The 18611-nt window shown below is 71.3% G+C and carries 10 protein-coding genes and 2 pseudogenes; 6 read left to right on the top strand and 6 right to left on the bottom strand.

The genetic code is table 11. The features are described from left to right. Positions 1–92 precede the first annotated feature (92 nt). Both ACFV9M_RS32340 and ACFV9M_RS32335 read right to left on the bottom strand, forming a co-directional pair. A complete protein-coding gene (locus tag ACFV9M_RS32340; protein ID WP_385073336.1) occupies positions 93–2882 on the bottom strand; it encodes an AAA family ATPase in 2790 nt (929 codons plus the stop codon). Between the two features lie 495 nt (positions 2883–3377). Then, on the bottom strand, positions 3378–4025 hold the full coding sequence (locus ACFV9M_RS32335) for an HD domain-containing protein (RefSeq protein WP_385073333.1): 648 nt from the start codon (positions 4023–4025) through the stop codon (positions 3378–3380). Positions 4026–4500: 475 nt separating this feature from the next. Between ACFV9M_RS32335 and ACFV9M_RS32330 the strand changes: the two genes are divergently transcribed. The 4 genes from ACFV9M_RS32330 (at position 4501) to ACFV9M_RS32315 (ending at position 9405) form a co-directional block, all read left to right on the top strand. Continuing rightward, complete coding sequence (locus tag ACFV9M_RS32330) at positions 4501–7305, top strand: AAA family ATPase (protein ID WP_385073330.1); 2805 nt, start codon at positions 4501–4503, stop codon at positions 7303–7305. Then, complete coding sequence (locus ACFV9M_RS32325; protein WP_385102603.1) at positions 7302–8012, top strand: LuxR C-terminal-related transcriptional regulator; 711 nt, start codon at positions 7302–7304, stop codon at positions 8010–8012. Before ACFV9M_RS32330 ends, ACFV9M_RS32325 begins: the two co-directional genes overlap by 4 nt. Before the next feature lie 221 nt (positions 8013–8233). Continuing rightward, positions 8234–8776 (top strand): helix-turn-helix domain-containing protein, encoded by a 543-nt coding sequence (locus ACFV9M_RS32320; protein WP_385073325.1) that lies wholly within the window; start codon positions 8234–8236, stop codon positions 8774–8776. Positions 8777–8931: 155 nt separating this feature from the next. After that, the gene (locus ACFV9M_RS32315; protein WP_385073322.1) at positions 8932–9405 is read left to right on the top strand and encodes a Dps family protein; all 474 of its coding nucleotides are present in this window, start codon (positions 8932–8934) and stop codon (positions 9403–9405) included. A gap of 193 nt (positions 9406–9598) precedes the next feature. Here the strand turns inward: ACFV9M_RS32315 and ACFV9M_RS32310 are convergent. From ACFV9M_RS32310 to ACFV9M_RS32300, 3 genes and pseudogenes are all read right to left on the bottom strand, one after another. Then, positions 9599–9922, bottom strand: a pseudogene (locus ACFV9M_RS32310) (helix-turn-helix transcriptional regulator); the annotation flags it as partial. Continuing rightward, on the bottom strand, positions 9889–10050 hold the full coding sequence (locus ACFV9M_RS32305; RefSeq protein ID WP_385073341.1) for a hypothetical protein: 162 nt from the start codon (positions 10048–10050) through the stop codon (positions 9889–9891). The gene ACFV9M_RS32305 and the pseudogene ACFV9M_RS32310, both read right to left, overlap by 34 nt. 142 nt (positions 10051–10192) lie before the next feature. Further along, positions 10193–10600: pseudogene (locus ACFV9M_RS32300) on the bottom strand (ATP-binding protein); the annotation flags it as partial. Positions 10601–11298: 698 nt separating this feature from the next. Between ACFV9M_RS32300 and ACFV9M_RS32295 the strand changes: the two are divergent. Beyond that, positions 11299–14148: an AAA family ATPase gene (locus tag ACFV9M_RS32295; protein WP_385073319.1), complete on the top strand. Its 2850-nt coding sequence runs from the start codon at positions 11299–11301 to the stop codon at positions 14146–14148. Positions 14149–14236: 88 nt separating this feature from the next. Further along, positions 14237–17140, top strand: coding sequence for an ATP-binding protein (locus ACFV9M_RS32290; RefSeq protein WP_385073316.1), 2904 nt, complete (start codon positions 14237–14239; stop codon positions 17138–17140). Here the strand turns inward: ACFV9M_RS32290 and ACFV9M_RS32285 are convergent. After that, positions 17133–18005, bottom strand: a complete 873-nt coding sequence (locus ACFV9M_RS32285) for an alpha/beta fold hydrolase (RefSeq protein ID WP_385073314.1) — start codon at positions 18003–18005, stop codon at positions 17133–17135. The genes ACFV9M_RS32290 and ACFV9M_RS32285 overlap by 8 nt on opposite strands. Positions 18006–18611 lie beyond the last annotated feature (606 nt).

The raw sequence follows: 18611 nt of genomic DNA, 5'->3' as shown, positions 1-18611 counted from the left end.
CACTGGTCACGCTACCGACGGCGCAGCCAGGCCCGAGCCCGCCGATCCCACTACAAACGCCGAGGCCACACCCTCCAGATGCGGTTGCAGTACTAAGGGTGGAGCGCTGCGGGGAGTTGGCGGCGGGAGTCCACTCCCACCTTGAGGAACACCCGTGACAGGTGGCTCGCGACCGTGCGGTGCGTCAGACCGAGCTGCCAGCCGATCCGCTGGTTCGTCAGCCCGGACGCGGCCAGGCGGGCCACCTCCGCCTCGCGCGGAGTGAGCTGGAACCTCTCCGCCCAGGCCGGGTGGGCCGATGCCGGCGCCTCACCCGCGGCCAGCAGTTCCGACGCGGCGCGCCGCGTCCAGGAGTCGGCGCCCAGCGCGGTGAACGCGTCGTGTGCCGACTGCAGATGTGTGCGGGCCTCCAGGACGCGCCGTCGGCGGCGCAGCCATTCCCCGAAGGCCAGCCGCGTCCGCGCCCGTTCGTACCGGAGGGGGGCGCTGCGCACGTCGAGGGCCGCCTCGAAGTACCGTTCGGCCTCGTCGTCCTCGCTGAGCAGCGCTCGGCAGCGTGCCACCAGGTGGTCCAGCAGCGTCGAGCGTGTCCGCTCACTCACCCGCGCCGCGCGCGCGACATGAGTGCGCACCTCGTCCTCGCGGCCGGAGGCGACGGCGGCGGCCACCAGATCCCCCAGTGCCCAGCCCGCGACGATCGGATGCCAGGCGTCCCCGTCCCGGCTCGACAGCATGAAGAGTTCCTCGAACGCCTCTTCCGGGCGGCTGTTGGAGAGGGACATCAGACCACGTGACCAGCGGGTGCGGGCGGTCAGCATCTGGAGACGGCGTGGCAGGCCGTAGGCCAGGACCTCGTCGGTGAGGGCGCCGTGGCCGTCCTCGTCGCCCTTCCAGGCGCGCGCCTGGGCGACGCCGGACTGGAACGCCATCCGGGCCCGCATGTCCTCCGAGGAGCGGGCCCAGTAGTGCCCGAGAGCGGAGTCGTGCTCGACCGCCGCGCCGACACCGAGGTGCACATGGGCGATCTGCAGATGGATGAGGACCGTCGTCGCCGTGCCGAAGTGGCCGAGGTCGACGAGAGGCCGGAGGACGCGGCTGCCGACCAGGTCGGTGGTGACCGGATCGTCCAGAGCGGTGGACAAGGTGACCAGGGCCACCGCACCCGCGAGGTCGGCGGGCGAGGACCACGTGCCGGACTCGGCCACGCCTCGGTCCAGCACCGCCCGTGCCCTGCGGCCGTACGTCTCCCGGTCGGTCCAGGTGAGAGCCGACATCAGGTGCGGATCGTCCTGGCGGTCAGGGTGTCCGAGCATCTCCTCCAGGGCCGGCCGCAGGGCGTCGCCCCACTCGGGCTCGCACAGGGCCGGGGCCAGACCGCATGCCACGGGGACGAAGGGGTGAGGCCACTGTGTGCTGTCCGCGTCGGCGGAACGCAGGAGCAGGGAGACGGCGTGCGCGGGGATGCCGTCGTTGTTGTAGGCCACCCGCGCCTCCAGTGCCGCGGCCGCGGCGGTGAGCGAGGGATTCACGGGCGCCGCGGTGAGCTGTCCCACCAACCGCCGCAGCCCCCGGACATGCCCTCGTACGCCCGCGGCCTCGGCGGCCTTGATCAGCCGTGTCGCCCGCGCGTGCGCGCTCGGACTGAGACCCGCCGCCAGTTCGAGTACGGCGGCGGCTTCCGGAAGGTCCGGACCCACGCCCTTCTCCAGCGCCGCGGCGGTGTCCTCGTCGGGCACGGTCGACACCGACGCGATGTGGAGGGCGCGGCGGTAGGGGTCGTCGGTCGCCAGTTCGGCGAGGGCGAGATTCACCCGGCGCCGCTCGTCGAAGGAGGAGGCCCAGTGCACCGCGGAGCGCAGCAGCGGATGGCGGAAGCGCAGGCGCGGACCGCGGACGTCGACCAGGCGGGCGGACCGGGCCGCGGTCAGGCCGTCGACATCCATCCCGGCGCCTTCGGCGGCCGTGACCAGGAGATCGAGGCGGTCGCTGTCGGCCTCCGCCGCCACCAGCAGGAACTCCCGGGCACGGGCCGGTACGCCGTCCAGCAGCGCCGCGAGCCGCCGCTGCAGAGGCTCACCCAGCGGCAGACGCGGGGCGAGCAGGGACGCCGCCGGTATGCCGGTGCGCCGCAGTTCGCCGACGATGCCCACGATGGCGGCCGGAAACCCCGCCGCCTCGGCGAGCAGCCGCTTGGCCAAGGGCGGTGAGAGATAGCGCTCGCACGCGTCCAGGAGCCGTGCACTGGCGGTGGCGTCCAGTGGGCCCAGCACCATCGAGGGGAACCGGCCGGTGAGGCCCCGCTCGTCGTCGCTGCGTGTGGCGAGGAGCAGACCGACGGTCCCCCGAGGAGCCCGCTCCACGGCGAAGCGGAGGGCCTCCAGCGACTCCGGGTCCCACCAGTGGGCGTCGTCGACCGTCAGCAGCAGGGGGTTGCCCGGCGTGGACGCGGCCTGCAAGGCGTCCGACAGCGTGAGTCCGGCGGCGCGCGGACCCTCCATGACGGAGACGATACGTGTGGTGAAGCCGTCGTCGTCCGCCGATGCGGGCGGCAGCCCGGGAAGCGCGGCCAGCCGCAGCAGCACCTGGGCGACCCCGGCTCCGCGGACGTCGGCCTCCGTCTCGTGCCCTCTGACGTCCACGACGGTGAGACCGTCGCGGTACGCGGCCTCGACCGCCGCCCGTACCAGCGCGGACTTCCCGACGCCGATCTCGCCCGAGAGGACGAGAACGTCCTCGTCGCCCTCCGCGCGGTCCAGGAAACGGTCCAGGGTGAGCAGCTCGGGTCCGCGCCCCACGAGCGCGGTGTCGCGGAACCGCTCCGCCTGCGCACCTCCGTGCATGGTGCCGGGGGCTGCCAGAGCTTCGTCATGCGGTGCGTGCACCCGCCTGCCTCCTCCAGATCGGGGCCGTGCCGACTGGTTCGGCAGAGACCCGGTTGTTGGGGGGAGTCGTCACTCGAGCCTTGGTGGCCGCAAGGTGACCGCAGAACGAGGTGCGGAGCGAGCGGGATCGCGGACCACACCGTCTGTCGTGGCTCGCCCGCGTCGACGCGACGCGGGCGGGACGAGCAGGGTCGCCGGTGAGCAACCATCGGGTCATGGCGTGCAGTCACACTACACACCGCTCCGTCCTTCAGTGGTGCAAGCGCTTCCTCCGGATCCTGGGCAGGGGCTTGGGCAACGCTGCGACCTGGGTTTTTACGGGACGCGGCGGCCGATAGGGCGGTTATCGCGCCCTATCGGGCAAGGAGGGATACAGCTCCACGGACGCGTGAGGAACCGCTTCCGTCGCGTACGGATGCGACGGGAACGGCCGCGTTGCGGCGAGCCGGAACGCGCGGCCGGGGGCGCGCCCGGCCGTCTCGGCCGGCAGGGCGGTCACTCGGGCCACGCCGAGTTCTCGATGATGTCCACGAAGTTCTCCCGGCGGTAACCGGGGGTGAAACGCTCGAGCACGTCGGCCTTCACATTGCCGAAGGTCGTCTCCGGCTTGGGAGCGATCCCCTCCGTGAACGCCTTCAGGATGCTCTGCTTGAAGTCCGGCCGCGGATGCAGCCGGGTGATCTCCGCCCGGTCGGCCTCGCTGATGTCGTCGTAGCCCATGCCCAGGACGTCGTACTCGACGCCGGCGGTGACGAGCGCGACCTCCGGCTCCATGAACTCGGCGATGCCGGGAGTCGTGTGCAGCGCGATCGCCGTCCAGACCCGCCGGATGCCGTCCTCCGGAACGCCATGACTGCGCAGGAAGCGTCGAGCCTCGTCGGCGCCGTCCACTTCGAAACGGCGACCACTGGTGCGGAACGGCTCACCGAGACCCACGTCGTGGAACATCGCTCCGATGTAGAGCAGCTCGGGGTCGAAGCTCAGTCCTCGGTTGCGGCCCTGCAGGCCGCCGAACCAGAAGACGCGGCGCGAGTGGTGATAGACGAGATCCGACGTGGTGTCCCTGATCAGTTCGGTGGCCGCGACGGCGAGCTCGGTGTCGGGGACGCTGAGGCCGGCGGCGGTCGATTCGGCGGTGGACATGGTGCTGCCTCCTTCTGCGGAGCGGTCTGGACCGCCAGTTTCCGGCCGGGAGCACCGCTCGGGCATCTGTCGAACGGCTCAGCGGTGACTGCTCGCGCCTGTCGTCCGGGAGGACAGGGTCGACAGCGAACCGACAGGACGCCCGGCCGAGTCGTCGGCGTTTTGTCGCACGACCATGCGATGCGGGGGAGAGGCGCCCGATGCCACGGTTGCCGAAGCACCGGTACTGAGCCTCGTCCGGTGATCCGTTACGACGAGGGGCGAAGAAGATGAAGTCCCAGAGCACCGTTCCCCCCTGCCTGGCGGCAGGGGCAGCACTCCGCCGCCGGGGCATCCTGTCCGCTGTCGAGCGGAGACTCTGGTCATGAACGCGACCATCTGCCCGGAAGAGACCGTGGTGAGGACGGAGGGACGACGTAGCCCCTCGCCGCACACGCCTACGGCGCCGCACACGTCTATGGCGCCGCACAGGCCCATGGCAGAGGGCCTTGTCACCGGGTGCGGACTGCGCGGGCGCGACGACGTCCTGGCCGTCCTGGGCTCCGCTCTCGATCGAGCGAGGGACCACCACGGAAGCGCGATGGTTCTTCGTGGGGGCACGGGCAGCGGGAAGAGCACGCTGCTGCGGTCCACGGCGGACAGGGCGGTCGCCGTGGGATGGCAGGTGTTCCAGTTCGGCTGCACCGAGCAGGGTGCTCGTGTTCCGTTCTCCGCGCTCCGGTCCCTGGCCTACCCCGTTCTCAACACGTCACCGGATCTGCCGCAGTCGTTGCGGAACGCGTTCCTGGAGGCCATGGCGGGAGGCGTCGGTGCCACCGACGCGCTGCTCGCGTACTCGGCTCTGCGGCAGCTTCTCTTCGCCGCCGCACGCGTGTGCCCCACTCTGGTGGTCGTCGACGACTGCCAGTGGCTCGACACGGGATCGGCGAGAGCCCTGGCCTTCCTCTCGCACCGTCTCGAAGGCAGCAGGCTCATGACCCTCGCCGCGACATCGGAGCACGGGAGAGGTCCGTTCGACGGCGACGACGCCTTGCACGTCGAGCTGAAGGGCATCGACGATCCTTCGGCCAGGCTCCTGCTCGCCGACCATCACCCCGGTCTCGCGCCGCTCGTCCGCTCCACCGTGCTGTCGGCCGCGGCGGGGAACCCGCTGGCACTGATGGATCTCCCGGCCGCGCTGACCGACGCACAGCGCAGGGGCGAGGCCGCGCTTCCCGAACCGCTGCCGGCGGGGCCGGCACTCGACCGCGCCCTGGGCGGCCGCTTCCGGGACCTGCCCGCCGACACGCGTACGGTCCTCGCCCTCCTGGCGATGACGGACGGCGGTGTCGACAGGAGTCTCCTCGCGTCGGTGTCGGTCTGCCTCGGAACCGGCCCGGACGCACTCGACGCCGCCGAACGCGCCGGCCTGGTCGTAGGTGACCGGCTCCTGCGCTTCGCCCAACCCGTGTACCGCTCCCTGGCCGATTCCACGGCCCCCGCCTCCCTGCGGCGGAAGGCCTACGCGGCGTGGGCGCAGTGCGGGCCCGCCGACAGCCACGCATCCGGTGACCAGTGCCGCAGAGGCGGCACCACCGACGAGGAGACCGGGCGCCGGTTCGAGGCACTCGCCGAGACCGCCCTGACCCGCGGCCAGTGGAACGCGGCGGTCCGGGCCTACCGGAGCGCCGGCGAACTCGGCGCCCACCCCGACGAGCGGACACGCCGGCAGGCAGCCGCGGGCAGCGCGGCCCTCAGGGCGGGACGTCCGAGCCTGGCCCTGGCCCTGACCCGTTCCCTGAGCGGCGCCGACGACGATTCCCCCACGGCCCGCACGCTCCGGCTCGTACGGGCACACGCCGAGTACGAGACCGCCTTCTCCGCCCGACGGAACCGCGGAGAGCTGTCGGCCGCGCTGTCGACAGGCCCTGTCGTCGGTGCCGACGTACGCGACGAGGCGGCACTGCGTCTGGCCGAGCTGAGTTCGCTCCTGCACGATCCCGGGCCCGCACGGCACGCACTCGCGTGGCTGGACCGGAGTGGCGTGGGCGACGGACCCCTACGCGTCGCCGTGACGGCGCATCTCGGCCCGGCCTCCGGCGGCGCGGCGGACCTCAGGGCCAGGCTTCTGGATGCCGCGGGCCGGATCGCGAGAGATCCGGGGCGCGCCGGATCGCGGGAACTCACGTGGCTCGCGGACACCGCGCTGCGGATCGACGAGTCCGCTCTCGCCAACCACCTCGTGACCACCGCACTCCGACGCGCGGAACCGACCGACCGGTCACTGCTCCACCACGGCTGGTCACTCCAGGCGGAGCTGCTGGTGTCCGGTGGACGCTGGACGGAGCTCCGTGACCTCGCGCCGTCCCGCATCGAGGCGGCCGAGCGGGAGGGATTCGCCCGGCGACGCATCGAGAACAAGGCCCAACTGCTCGTCGTCAGCGTCTGTCAGGGCCGCTACGACGAAGCAGGCGCGCTCCTGTGGGAGGTGCGCCAGTGGGGCGAGGAACACGATTCCCCTCACCACGTTCATCTGGCGGACCACGCCGCCTGCCTGCTGGCCCTCGCACGCGGGGACGACCCGACGGACGGCGGCACGGCGGCCGCGGCACCACTCGCCGACGGTGATCCACTGACGAGTGTGGTGGTACGACGCGCACACGTCGACCTGATCAGGGCCGCACTGGCGCGACAAGACCTGGAACAGGCCCGTCGTCTGCAGGACCGGGCAGTGGCGCTGGAACTGCACCACTGCTCGGCGGACATGGCCCTGCGCATCGCTCACGGTGAGGCACTGATCGGGTTCCATGCCGACGCCCCGGGCACACACGGACAGTTCAGGCACGCCCACGTCACCGCAGCGAAGTCCTCGCGTCCCTTCGACCGCGCCCGACTCGCTCTGGACTACGGCATCTGGCTGCGCCGGCAACGTGAGACACCGGCGGCCCGCACCCAACTGCGCGCCGCGCACGACGCGTTCGCGCGACTGGGCGCTGCGCCCTGGCGGGACAGGGCACGCGAGGAGCTGCGCGCCATCGGCGTCGGCGTCCGTGACCAGGGACCGGCGACGCCACCCGCGCCCGGAGTCGTCTTCCTGTCCGCGCAGGAACAGCGGATCGCTCGCCTGGCCGCCGCGGGGCTGTCCAACCGGCAGATCGCCGAACGGCTCTTCATCTCCCCGAGGACCGTGGGCTCCCACCTCTACAAGGTGTTCCCGCGCCTGGGCATCAGTTCCCGTCGGGAACTGCGCCGAGCCCTGCAGGGACTCGGGGACCACGCAGGAAAGGAAATGTTGTCATGACGGCACCGGCGCAGGCTCTGACGGGGACCGTCGAGCGCACGCACCTTGCGGCCGTCCCGTCGACTCATGGGACTCCGGCGCCGGAACCGGCCCCCCTCAGCCTCATGGTGAAGGCGGACGACCCGATCACCGGCGAAGGAGCCGAGGCATACCTCGGAGGGGCCGAAGCGGTGCGTGTGGTTCCGTGGGGAGACCGGCAGAGCGCCGACATGGCGCTGGTCCTCGACCGAGTGGTGGACGAGAGGACTCTCGGCTGGCTCGGACAACTCCAGGAGGGGACGGACGGGGACGGCCCGCCGGTACTTCTGATCGTCGACGAGATCAGCGAGCGGCTGCTGCTCGAAGCGGTGCGCCTCGGCGTCGTGGGAGTGCTCCCGCGTGCGGAGACGGACTACCGGACCGTGCTGCGTGCCACCCGGAGCGCCCTCTGCGGAGAGGCGCCGATGCCTCCCCGGCTCGTCCGCTCGCTCGTCCGGGAAGTGCGTGCCATGGAGACCTCGGCGCGGCGACGGGAGAGCCACCTGACGCTGAGGGAGACGGAGGTGCTCCGCCTCCTGGCCGACGGGCTGAGCACACTCGAAGTGGCGGACCGCCTCAGCTACTCCGAGCGGACGATCAAAAGCATCCTGCACGAGGTCGTCACGCGCCTGAAACTGCGTAACCGTACCCACGCCGTGGCACATGGGATCCGCAGAGGTCTGTTTTGATGACCTGACGGTTGTCATTCCCGGTGAATTGCCGATCAGCGCCCGAGAACGCACCGCGCAGGGCGGTCGAATGTGCAGTGACAGTGCACGGTTGTAAATTGCCTATCCTTGCCCGGCGGGCTGACAATTCTCGTTCGGCTTTGCCCTCGACCCGCCGCGGGCCCGAACCGCGCACATCGACATGCAGGCGGCACGGGACGCCATGCAATGACACATGATGGATGGCGATGATCGGCAGTCGACTTCGGGAGCTTCGCATGGGGAGAGGGCTCAGCCTTCGTGCCCTGGCCACCGCGGTAGGGGTCTCCCCGACGCTGCTCAGCCAGGTGGAGCGGGGCGTGACCGAGCCCAGCCTCTCCACCCTGCGCAGGCTCGCCGAGGTCTACACGGTGTCCGTGGCGGACCTCTTCGGCGAGGACAGGCAGGCCTCCGCCGCTGTGAGCCGCCCGGGCGAGCGTTCGGTCCTGCTCAGCCCGCGCGGCTCCGTCCGCTATGAGCGCCTCACTCCCCACAACGGGGCGCTCGAAGTGCTGCGAGCGGTCCTGGCGCCGGGAGACGCCACGAGCGACGAGCCCTGGACCCATCCGTCGATCGAGTGCGCGTACGTGGTCAGCGGAACCCTGAGCGCGGATGTGGAGGGTGTCATCACCCTGGTGGGGCGGGGTGAGGCGGTGACCTTCGACTCGGGACTGCCGCACCGCTACCTCAACGAGACGGACGGGACGGTCGAGTTCATCATCGCCACCAGCCCGCCCGCCCCTTGAGCGGCCGGCGACGGAACGCTGACCGATAGGGAGTCATTTCCGCCCTATGGAGAGGACGTGGGCCGCCTTGCCTGCGCGCGTATCCGTTCGGCGCTGAGGTGGGAGAACCGTCGCTTCGCGGCTTCTGTGTCTTGTCGGTGTAGAGAGGTGCTGCCATGTCCGTGGTCAAGAGCCCGCTTTCGGAAGAGAATCGCCGGATCACCGGAGAGGCACTCCAGGGCGCCCTCGCGGACCTGCTCGACCTGTCCCTGGTGGCCAAGCAGGCGCACTGGAACCTCTACGGACCGAGGTTCCGCTCGATCCACCTGCAGTTGGACGAGGTCGTCACCGCCGCCCGCGACTACGCGGACACGGTCGCCGAGCGGGCCGCGGCGATCGGGGTCAGCCCCGACGGCCGGGCGACGACCATAGCCAGGACCAGCGGGCTGCCGGCGTTCCCCGAGGACTGGATCGAGGACGGTCGTGTCGTCTCCGTGCTCGTCGAGGCCTACAGCGTCCTGATCAGCCGCATGCGTGCCCGTATCGAGGCCACGGAGAAGGCGGACGCCGTGACACAGGACCTGTTCATCGGCCTCACGGCCGAACTGGAGAAGGAATACTGGATGTTCCAGGCGGAGAACCGGGACTGAGCCCGATTCGGGAACGCGGCCGCCGCCGGCGAGAGCGCCGATGAGCCGGCGGCGGCCGCTGTCCCTGGCGTGTGGCCCCTTTCTGCTCCACCTGGTGTCTGGCCCTTGCTGGTCCACTGATATCCACCGTAGGGACGCCGAAGAGGAGGGCATCGGGTCATTCGACCGGCCCCCGCGCATTTCGCAGGGCCGGTCAGATCACGTCGCGCAACTGGAAGCGAGAGGTGATACCGAGCTTGGGGAAAGCCCGGTTGAGATGGAAACCGACGGTTCGGGGAGACAAGAACAGGCGCTCGCCTATCTCACGGTTGGTGAGTCCCTGGGCGGCGAGTCGGGCGATGGCACGTTGCTGAGGTGTGAGTTCCCTGGTCGCGTCACGGCGTGGAGCCTGCGGGCTGTCGACGCCGGCGGCACGCAACTCCGCCGAGGCGCGAGCGGCCCACGGGCCCGCGCCGAGTCCCTGGAAAAGCTCAAGGGCCTCGGTCAACGGGTTGCGAGCGTCCGCGTTGCGGTGCCGCCCGCCTCGAACTGGGCGATGGCCCGGGCGATCGCGACGGTCGAGTTGGCGCCGGCGGTGGGAGCCCGGCGGAGCAGTTCGAGGAATGTGCCGTAGTACTGGACGGCGGCATCGATCTCGTCGAGCACCCAGGCGGCAGCACCCAGCGGACCCCAGGCCCGCAGAGGGATGTCCTGCGAGGAAGCCGCGTGCCGCAGGTGCCGCAGGGCTTTCGCACGGCAGCCATGAGGGTCGCAGCCCGCGAGGATCCATGCGGTGCAGACCCTGCGTCGACCGGTCGACCCACTGCAGGTCGTCCAACACGATCATCAGCGGTCCCCGCTCCGCCCAGCGGGACCACAGCCGGAGCACGGCGCCGGCCGGTGCGAGGACACCGGTGGCCTGGTCCTGATCCCCCTGCACGGCGCGCCGTATGAGAGCCCCGTCCTCGGGGCCGGCGTCGGCCAGGCTCTTCGACAGCGGATGCAGCAACGCGTCGAGGCCGCTGAAGGCGATCCCCGCCTCGTCGGTGCGACCCGTCACCCAGCGGGCCTGGCCACCCCGGTCCCGGATCCGGCGTGCCGCGACCTCGAGCACCGACGTCTTGCCGATACCCGGGGGACCCACGAGCAGCAACGTCCGCGGGGCAGGCGTGGCTTCGGTACCGGTACCGGTACCGGTGGACGACGCGTCGTCCACCGTGACCTCACTGATCAGCTCGTCGACCGCGGCCAACGAGGTCTCCGCCCCAGAAGCCTCGGCTCCGCCGTTCCCGCGCCCACCGCCCGGTCTCCTCTTCGCGCTCCATGCCGCGGTCGTTTCCCGGACCGCGTCCGCCCCAGGATATTCGGCCCCTTGCGATCGGCCTCCGGCAGATGTGCCGCGCTGTGCGGACAGCGACGGCTCGCAGCCGGTACGGGTCCGGGCCGCCGCGCACCCCCGTGTCGAGCCCGCCGATCGCGGCGACCTCCTGAGGCGTGAGCGTGAAGTCGACGACACCGAAGTTCTCGGCGACGCGCTGGGCGTGAGAGTCAGGTCGGTTGGCAGAAGCGGGCGGAGGGGTATCCGCAGCAGACTCGTACCAGCAGGTCAGCTAGCTGGCCGAGCCACGCAAAGCCCCTTGTCGTCACCCAGGAAGAACCCGTATGCCCTCGCGACTGGCCTCGGACTCGAACGTCAGTTCCGTTCCGGTCGGCGCGCCACACCTGGCCTCGACGGAGCTCCGTGCCGCCGATCTGCTCGGTGAGGAACTGCGTCACCTGAACCGTCGGCTCGCACAGGCCCGGAAGGGAGCCGTCGCCACACCGGTGGCATCATCGGTGACGAGAGGCGCAAGAGGTGGTGCGCGGATGAGTGGTGGTGCGGGCGCGGGGGACAGACGCGGGTCCGGATCCGGAGTGAGCGAGGTCGACGCGGTCGCGCCGCCGACCGATGTGCCCCGGTCGTCTCCCACGCTGCGTGGTCGAGACTCAGAGATCGCTCTGCTCTCCGGCTTCCTGGAGGCCGCACTCCAGGGACGCGGTGGCGCCGTGGTGCTCGAAGGGGTGCCGGGATCCGGGAAGACGCGGCTGCTGGAGGAGACGCGCACCCTGGCGCAGGCCCTCGGTGTCCGCGTCTTCGGCGGCGCCGGCGATCCGGACGGGCGGCCCGTTCCGTTGCGCCCCCTGCTGCACGCCTTCGCGCCCGAGCGAGATCCATTGCTCGATGTCGAGGTGCTGGCCGAATTGGCCGAGCTGCCCGATCAGGGCTTCTGGATCCTGCAGGAGATCCAGGAACGGCTGGAGCGCGCGGCACTCGCCACGCCCCTGCTCGTCACCGTCGACGACGTCCAGTGGTGCGACGAGTCCACGCTGCTGGCCCTGCGGAGTCTGCCCGAACGGCTGGCCGCCCATCCTGTCGTGTGGTTGCTGGTGCTGCGCACCTCGGCCACGACGGGTCCGGTGCGTACCACCGTCAACCGGCTGGTGCGCCGCGGTGCCCGGCACCTGCGCCTGGGCCCCCTGGACGCCGCCGCGGTCAGGGGAGTGGCGCTCGACATCCTCGGCGCCGAGCCCGATGCCGAGCTGCTCGACATCGCCGCTCAGGCGGAGGGCAAGCCGTTGCTGCTGCGGGAGTTGTTCGAGGGACTACGGGACGAGGGCGCCGTGGCGGTGCGTGCCGGACGGGCCAGCTGGACGGCCGAGCGGGTCCCCGAGCGCTTCCAGGCGTCCGTGCGCCGCCGGTTGACGCAACTGACCGAGGAAGCACGCGACGTGGTCGAGGTCGCTTCGGTACTGGGCCGCAGCTTCTCCGCGGAACTGGTCGCCGAGCTGCTCGGGCGGTCGCCCGGCGCACTGGTCGGCCCGGTGCGGGAAGCGCTCGCCGTCGAGATGCTGGTCGAGCGGGACGGCCGCCTGGCATTCCGCCACGATCTGATCAGGGACGCCGTCGCGGACGGGCTCTCCGAGGCCGCGCGCCGGCGGCTCCGGCGCCGCGCGGTGGACGTGCAGATGGCGCGCGGCGTGCCGGTGACCGACGTCGCGGTGATGTTGTCCGAGAGCAGCGAGCCGGGTGACCGCCGTGCCGTCGCGCTGCTGCGGGAGGCAGCCGCCGAGCTGGCGGCCAGGGCTCCGGCCGCGGCGGCCGAGCTGAGCGTCCAGGCGCTGAGACTTCTGCCCGAGCGTGACTCGGAGCGGCTCGCCCTGGTGGCGGAGACGGTCTCCCTGCTCTGGCAGGGAGGCGACTCGGCGCGGGCCTCCCGGCTGGGGGAGTCGGCCCTCGACGACGTGGGCGGCCTCTCGCCGCAGACCGAGGTGCGGCTGCGGCTGGACCTCGCGGCGCTGGCCAGCCAGCACTCTTTCACGGAGGCGATCCGCCAGGGGCGTCTGGGCGTGGCGGTCGAATCCGCGCCACCCGGCCTCAAGGCGTTCTCCCTGGCGTTCCTGGCGTTGAACCTGACCCGCGGCGGATCCCTCGACGAGGCACAGGAGAAGGCCGAGCAGGCTCTTTCGCTGGGGCAGGACACCGGGCACGCGGCAGCTCAAGCGGTGGCACTCACCACCCTGTCGATCGTCGCCTTCTTCAGGTCGGACTGGCAACGGTCCTTCGACTTCATCGACCGGGCCGAGGCCCCGGCCCGACGAGCCGACCCGGGGGAGCTCCCCTACGGGCCCGGAGTGTGGCGCATGCACCTCACCAGCAGTGCCGGGGACCCGTGGACGGCCCTGGCCGACGCGGACGAGGGGATCCGCTCGGCCAAGCGCCTCGGTCAGGCCAGCACCATCCACTTCTGGTCGATGATGCGGGCGCGTGCCTGCCTGGAGGCCGGACGCCTGGAGGAAGCGCGCGCGGAGGCCGAAGGCGTGCTGGCCATGAGCGAGGAACTCGGTTTCGGCAACTTCGCCGATGCCACCGTTCGCTACTCCCTCGGAATGGTGGCCGTGCACTGCGCGGATCGCAGGGGCATTGGACGGGCGGCCCAGGACGCGGCCGAGATGATGAAGAACGAGTCGGTCTTCCTCCGGAGGATCGGCGCCTGGCTCGCGGCCCAGATCTCCGAGCACGAGGGCGACAGCAAGCGCGCCCTCGCGCTGATGCCCCGGTCGACGGAGTTCTTCGACGCCATCGAACCGCACTACTCCACTCCTTTCGACCCGACCGACCAGGCGTCCTTCGTACGGATCGCCCTACGGTCCGGAGACCGGCAGCGCGCGGCCGAGGTGACACGAGCCGCACAGCGCCGGGCCGAGATGAACCCGGACTTCGGCGGCCTCGCGGCGGCGGCCGCGCACAGTCGCGGCCTGCTGGAGGATGACGCCGCACTGCTCGTGCGCGCCGCCGAGCTGTACGAAGGCGTCCGGCGCCCCATGGCCGTCGCCTCCGTGCACGAGGACGCGGGACGGGCACTGCTCCGCGCGGGCTCTTCCACCGAAGCCGTCGGACACCTCGAGCGCTCCCTCCGGCTGTACGAGGAGGCCGGAGCGGACTGGCACGCCGCACGGGTGAGGCGCCGGCTCGCTCCGGCGATCGCCAAGCCCGTCCCACGCGCCCGGCGACGGGCCGAAGGCTGGGACAGCCTGTCGGCGGGGGAGAGACGCGTTGCCAGAATCGTCGCGCAGGGGGCCACCAACCGAGAAGTGGCCGACAAGCTCTTCCTCTCCCCTCATACGGTAGGAACGTACGTGCGCCGGTCTTTCAAGAAGCTGGGCATCAGCTCCAGGGTGGAACTCGTCCGGATCATCTTGAACCAGGGCACAGTCGATGGTTAGGAGGCGGCCACCGCCACGACCATGCCCACACCGCGTGGCTGGAACTGGGTGGTTAGCATGACCTCTCCGGGGTGGAGAGGTGGCTTCAGTGCGTGATTCCCGTGGGGACCGGGTGGCACAGCCCGACTGGGACGGCCGCACGGGTGGGTCGCGCATACGGGGCCGGGACGACGAGTTGTCGCTCATCAGCGACTCCCTGCGGCGTGTGAGGAGCCGCCTCGGCGGTGAAGTGATCCTTCTCGAGGGAGCGCCCGGGTCCGGAAAGACCCGGCTGCTGACCGAGGCCTGCGCGCTCGCACGGCAGGAGGGCATCCGTGTCTTCCACGGTGGCGGCGACCCGGATGGCCAGTTCGTGACCATGGCGCCGCTGCTCGACGCCTTGCTGTCCGCCGAGCACCCCGTGCTCGAACGAGGGGCGCTGCGGTCGATCGCGGCGGGCGCCGACCAGCGGTTCTGGATCCTGCAGGAGATCCAGAACCGGCTGGAGCGCGCCGCGCTGGAGCACCCACTGCTCATCGCGATCGACGACGCCCAGTGGTGTGACGAGGCCACGCTGACCGCCTTGCGCACCCTTCCCGAACGACTGTCGAGCGACGCCGTCATGTGGATGGTGGCTTCGAGGGCCGACGCGGACCCGCTGGTGCGGGAGACGCTGGAACGCCTCAGGAGCGGCGGTGCACGGACGGTGCCGGTCAGCCCGCTCTCCGGGGCGGCGGTGGCGGAAGTGGTCGAAGATCTTCTGAGGGCGCCCGCCGGGGCGGACGTGCTGGAGGTGGCGGAGCGTGCCGAGGGAAGGCCGCTGCTCCTGGTCGAACTGATCCACGGGCTCCAGGAGGAGGGGTCCATAGTCGTCGACGGTGACACGGCCCGACTCGTCGCGAGGAAGATACCCCTGCGGTTCCGGGAGTCGATCGAACAACGACTCGATCAGGTATCTCCCACCGTCAGAGAGCTGATCCAGATCACGGCGGCGCTCGGCCGGGAGTGCCCCGTCGGACAGCTGGCCGAGCTGATGCGCCGGCCCGCCGCCGATCTGGGTGCGGCGGTGCGGGAAGCCCTGGCGACCGACCTGATGGTGGGTGACCACCAGATGATCGCCTTCCGTCACGACCTCATCCGGGAAGCCGTCGAAGCGGGTCTGCCGGCGACGGTCCGGCGCGCCCTCCTGCGCAGAGCGGCGGAACTCCGACTGCGGCACGGGGTACCCGAGACCGAGGTCGCCGCGATGGTCGCGGCCGGCGCCGAACCCGGCGACCGTTGGGCGGTCGATGTGCTGCGCCGGGCGGCGGCGGACCTCACGGCCGGCTCACCGTCGTCCGCCGCCCGGATGAGTCGCGCCGCGCTCGGGCTGATGCCCGGAAACGCCCCCGACCGCGGACCGGTGCTCGCGGAGACGATCGGCCTGTTGTGGCTGAGCGGGCGCGCCGCCGAGGCACGTGCGTTGGGCGACAGCGCGTTGGAGGGACTGCTGGACGCCGAGGCCGAAGGACATGTCCGCCTCGGGCTGGCCATGGTGTCCAGCCAGCACTCGTTCGCCGAAGCCGTACGCCAGTGCCGTGCCGGGCTGGACCTGCCGGGGGGCTCGGTGGTGACGCGAGCGCGGCTGCTGGCGGTGCTCTGCCTCGTCCTCGCCAACTCCGGGGAACTGGAGGAGGCGGAGCGGACGCTGGGGCCCGCGCTGTCGGCGGCCCATGAGGCGGAGGATCTCGCCGCTGAGGCGACCGTGCTGTCGATCGACTCCGTCGTACGGTTCTTCCACTTCGACATGGCGGGGGCACTGGCCCGCATCGAGGAGTCCATCGAGGTCACCGACCGCCTGGACGGAGCACAGGCGCTCTGGATGCCCCACCCCTGGCGCAGCATGGTGCTCAGCGCCGTCGGGGAGGCGGACGGCGCGATCGAACTCATCGACGCCAGCCTCCGCCAGGCGTTGAAGGACGGAGAGGCGTCCCTGACCCGCCTGTCCCTGATGGGCCGGTGCCGGCTGCTCCTGGACGCCGGCAGGCTCTCGGAGGCCCAGGCCGAGGCGGAAGCCGTACTGTCCATGGTCGACGAACTGGGGCCAGGCAACTACGCGGACGCGACCGCGCAGTACACCATGGGCCGAGTGGCCTGGCACCGCGGAGACCAGGCGGGCATCCGAGCGGCGGCTGAGCACGCGCGGCGCATGATGGGCGACGACGCCGTGCTCATGCGGCTGATCGGCGCCTGGCTCGGCGCTCTGGTGGCGGACTTCGCCGGGGACGCGGACGCCGTGGCCCGGTGCACCGCGCAGGCGGCTCGCTTCTTCGACCGGCTGGGGCCCGCGCTCGCCAGCCCGGAGGATCCCATGGACGAGCCCCTGTACGTCCGGATCGTCCTGCGCGCCGGCCTCACGGACCGGGCGGAAGCCGCCGCCCGCACGGCGGAGCGCCGCGCGACGGCGAACCCCGCTTTCCCGGCCCTGGCGGCGGCCGCCGCACACGCACGCGGGCTGATCACGGACGACGTCGCGCTGCTGCGACGGGCCGCCGAGCTGTACGAAGGCAGCTCGCGCAGGCTGGGGCAGGCGGCGGCACTGGAGGATCTCGGGCGAGTTCTCGCGGAGCGGCGCGATGCCGAGGCCGAGGCCGTGGATCGTCTCGACCGTGCCCTGGAGCTGTTCGCCGGTGCGGGCGCCGACCGCGACGTCGACCGGGTACGTGGCCGGCTGCGGGCACTGGGTGTGCGGCGTGGCCCCACGGAGGGTGAGACGAGGCTCGGGCTCACCCCGGCCGAGGTGAAAGTCGTTCGCCTGATCGCCCAGGGCGCCACGAACAAGGCCGTCGCCGAGGCGCTCTTCCTCTCTCCGCACACCGTGAGTTCGCACCTTCGGCACGCGTTCGTCAAGTTGGGCATCAACTCGCGCGTCGAGCTGGCCCGGGTCCTGGCCGAACACGAGGACGCGCACCCGCCCGAGGGCGCGGGACGACGAGGTCGCCCAGCGCCCTCGGGCGGTGAGCCGGTCACTTGAGGACGCGGCCCAGGAACCCACGGATGTAACCCGTGATGGCGTCGAGGTGGCTCTCCAGGGCGAAGTGCCCCGACTCCAGCAGGTGGATCTCGGCCTCGGGCAGGTCACGCCGGAAGGCGCGGGCGCCGTCCGGGCCGAAGATCTCGTCGCCCTCGCCCCACACGGCCAGCAGCGGCACCTGGCTGGTACGGAAGTACTCGTGCACCTTCGGGTAGAGCACCACGTTGGTGGGATAGTCCCGGAAGAGCTGGAGCTGGATCTCGTCGTTCCCGGGACGGTCGAGCAGCGCCTGGTCGTGGCTCCAGGTGTCCGGGCTGATCAGGCTCGGGTCGGCGACGCCGTTCTCGTACTGCCAGCGGGTACTGTCCAGGGTGAGCGCGCCTCGCACGGTCGGCTCGGTGTCCGGGCCCGGGGCCTCGGCGTAGCCGAACAGCCCGTCCCAGAACGCCCGCACGAAACCGTCCTCGTAGGCGTTGCCGTTCTGCGTGATGACCGCGGTCACGCGGTCCGGCCGGCGCAGGGCCAGGCGCCAGCCGATGGGGGCGCCGTAGTCCTGGACGTACATCGCGAACCTGTCGACACCGATCCGCTCCAGGAAGGACTCCGTGACGTCGGCCAGGGCGTCGAAGGTGTACGGGAAGTCGCCGCCGAGGGCCGGCATCGAGGACTGGCCGAAGCCGATGTGGTCCGGGGCGATCACGTGGTAGCGGTCCGCCAGGGCCGGGACGAGGTTGCGGAACATGTGCGAGCTGGTCGGGAAACCGTGCAGGAGCAGGACGACCGGTGCCTCGCTCGGTCCGGCCTCACGGTAGAAGACGTTCAGTCCGTCGATCTCGACGGTGCGGTGGTGCACGACCGGAGCCATGGCTGATCTCCCTGGGTTCGTTGGTCAGCGGGGATGTCCATGACCGTAGATCCGAGGCCTGACCCTGGACATCTGTCATTCGACGGTGACGTCCTGGCGGGTTGCTGTCAGGCACTGTCGCCGAGGGCTCGCCTCCTTGACGGCCGTCGCGGTTCGACGGTGACGATCTCGCCGGCCAGGGGGACCCACGGATTCACGGCGAAGGGCTTGTCCGTCCCCGCGCGGAGTCGCCGCACGAGCGAAAGGGTCCGGTCCGGTGGCGTGATGTTCGCGCCGTAGGAACCGATCCCGCTGCGGACCACGCGAGAAGCGTGAGCGGCACAGCAGTCTTCCGACAGATGCCGCAGACCTCGGAGGTGGGCGAGTCTCGACGTGGCAGGGCAGCTTCGCTCACCTCTGGTGAGAAGGCCGCCGGGACGCACGCGCGAGTCACCGCTCGTACGGAGACGCCCCGGGGGCCGGTGAGAACCGGACGTCATCCAGGTCGGTGAACCGCTGATCCCGCCGAGGTGGCCCCGCCCCCGGACCAGAGCCGGGCCGGGCCACCGGACCAGATGTTCCAGCGGGTACGCGAGGACCGCTTCCACCCACGGGCCAGGGCGACGC

This window comes from Streptomyces sp. NPDC059895 (assembly GCF_042731035.1).
GTDB lineage: Bacteria > Actinomycetota > Actinomycetes > Streptomycetales > Streptomycetaceae > Streptomyces.
The sequence above is the reverse complement of the archived record's forward strand: the minus strand, read 5'-3'. Positions and strand labels throughout refer to the sequence as shown.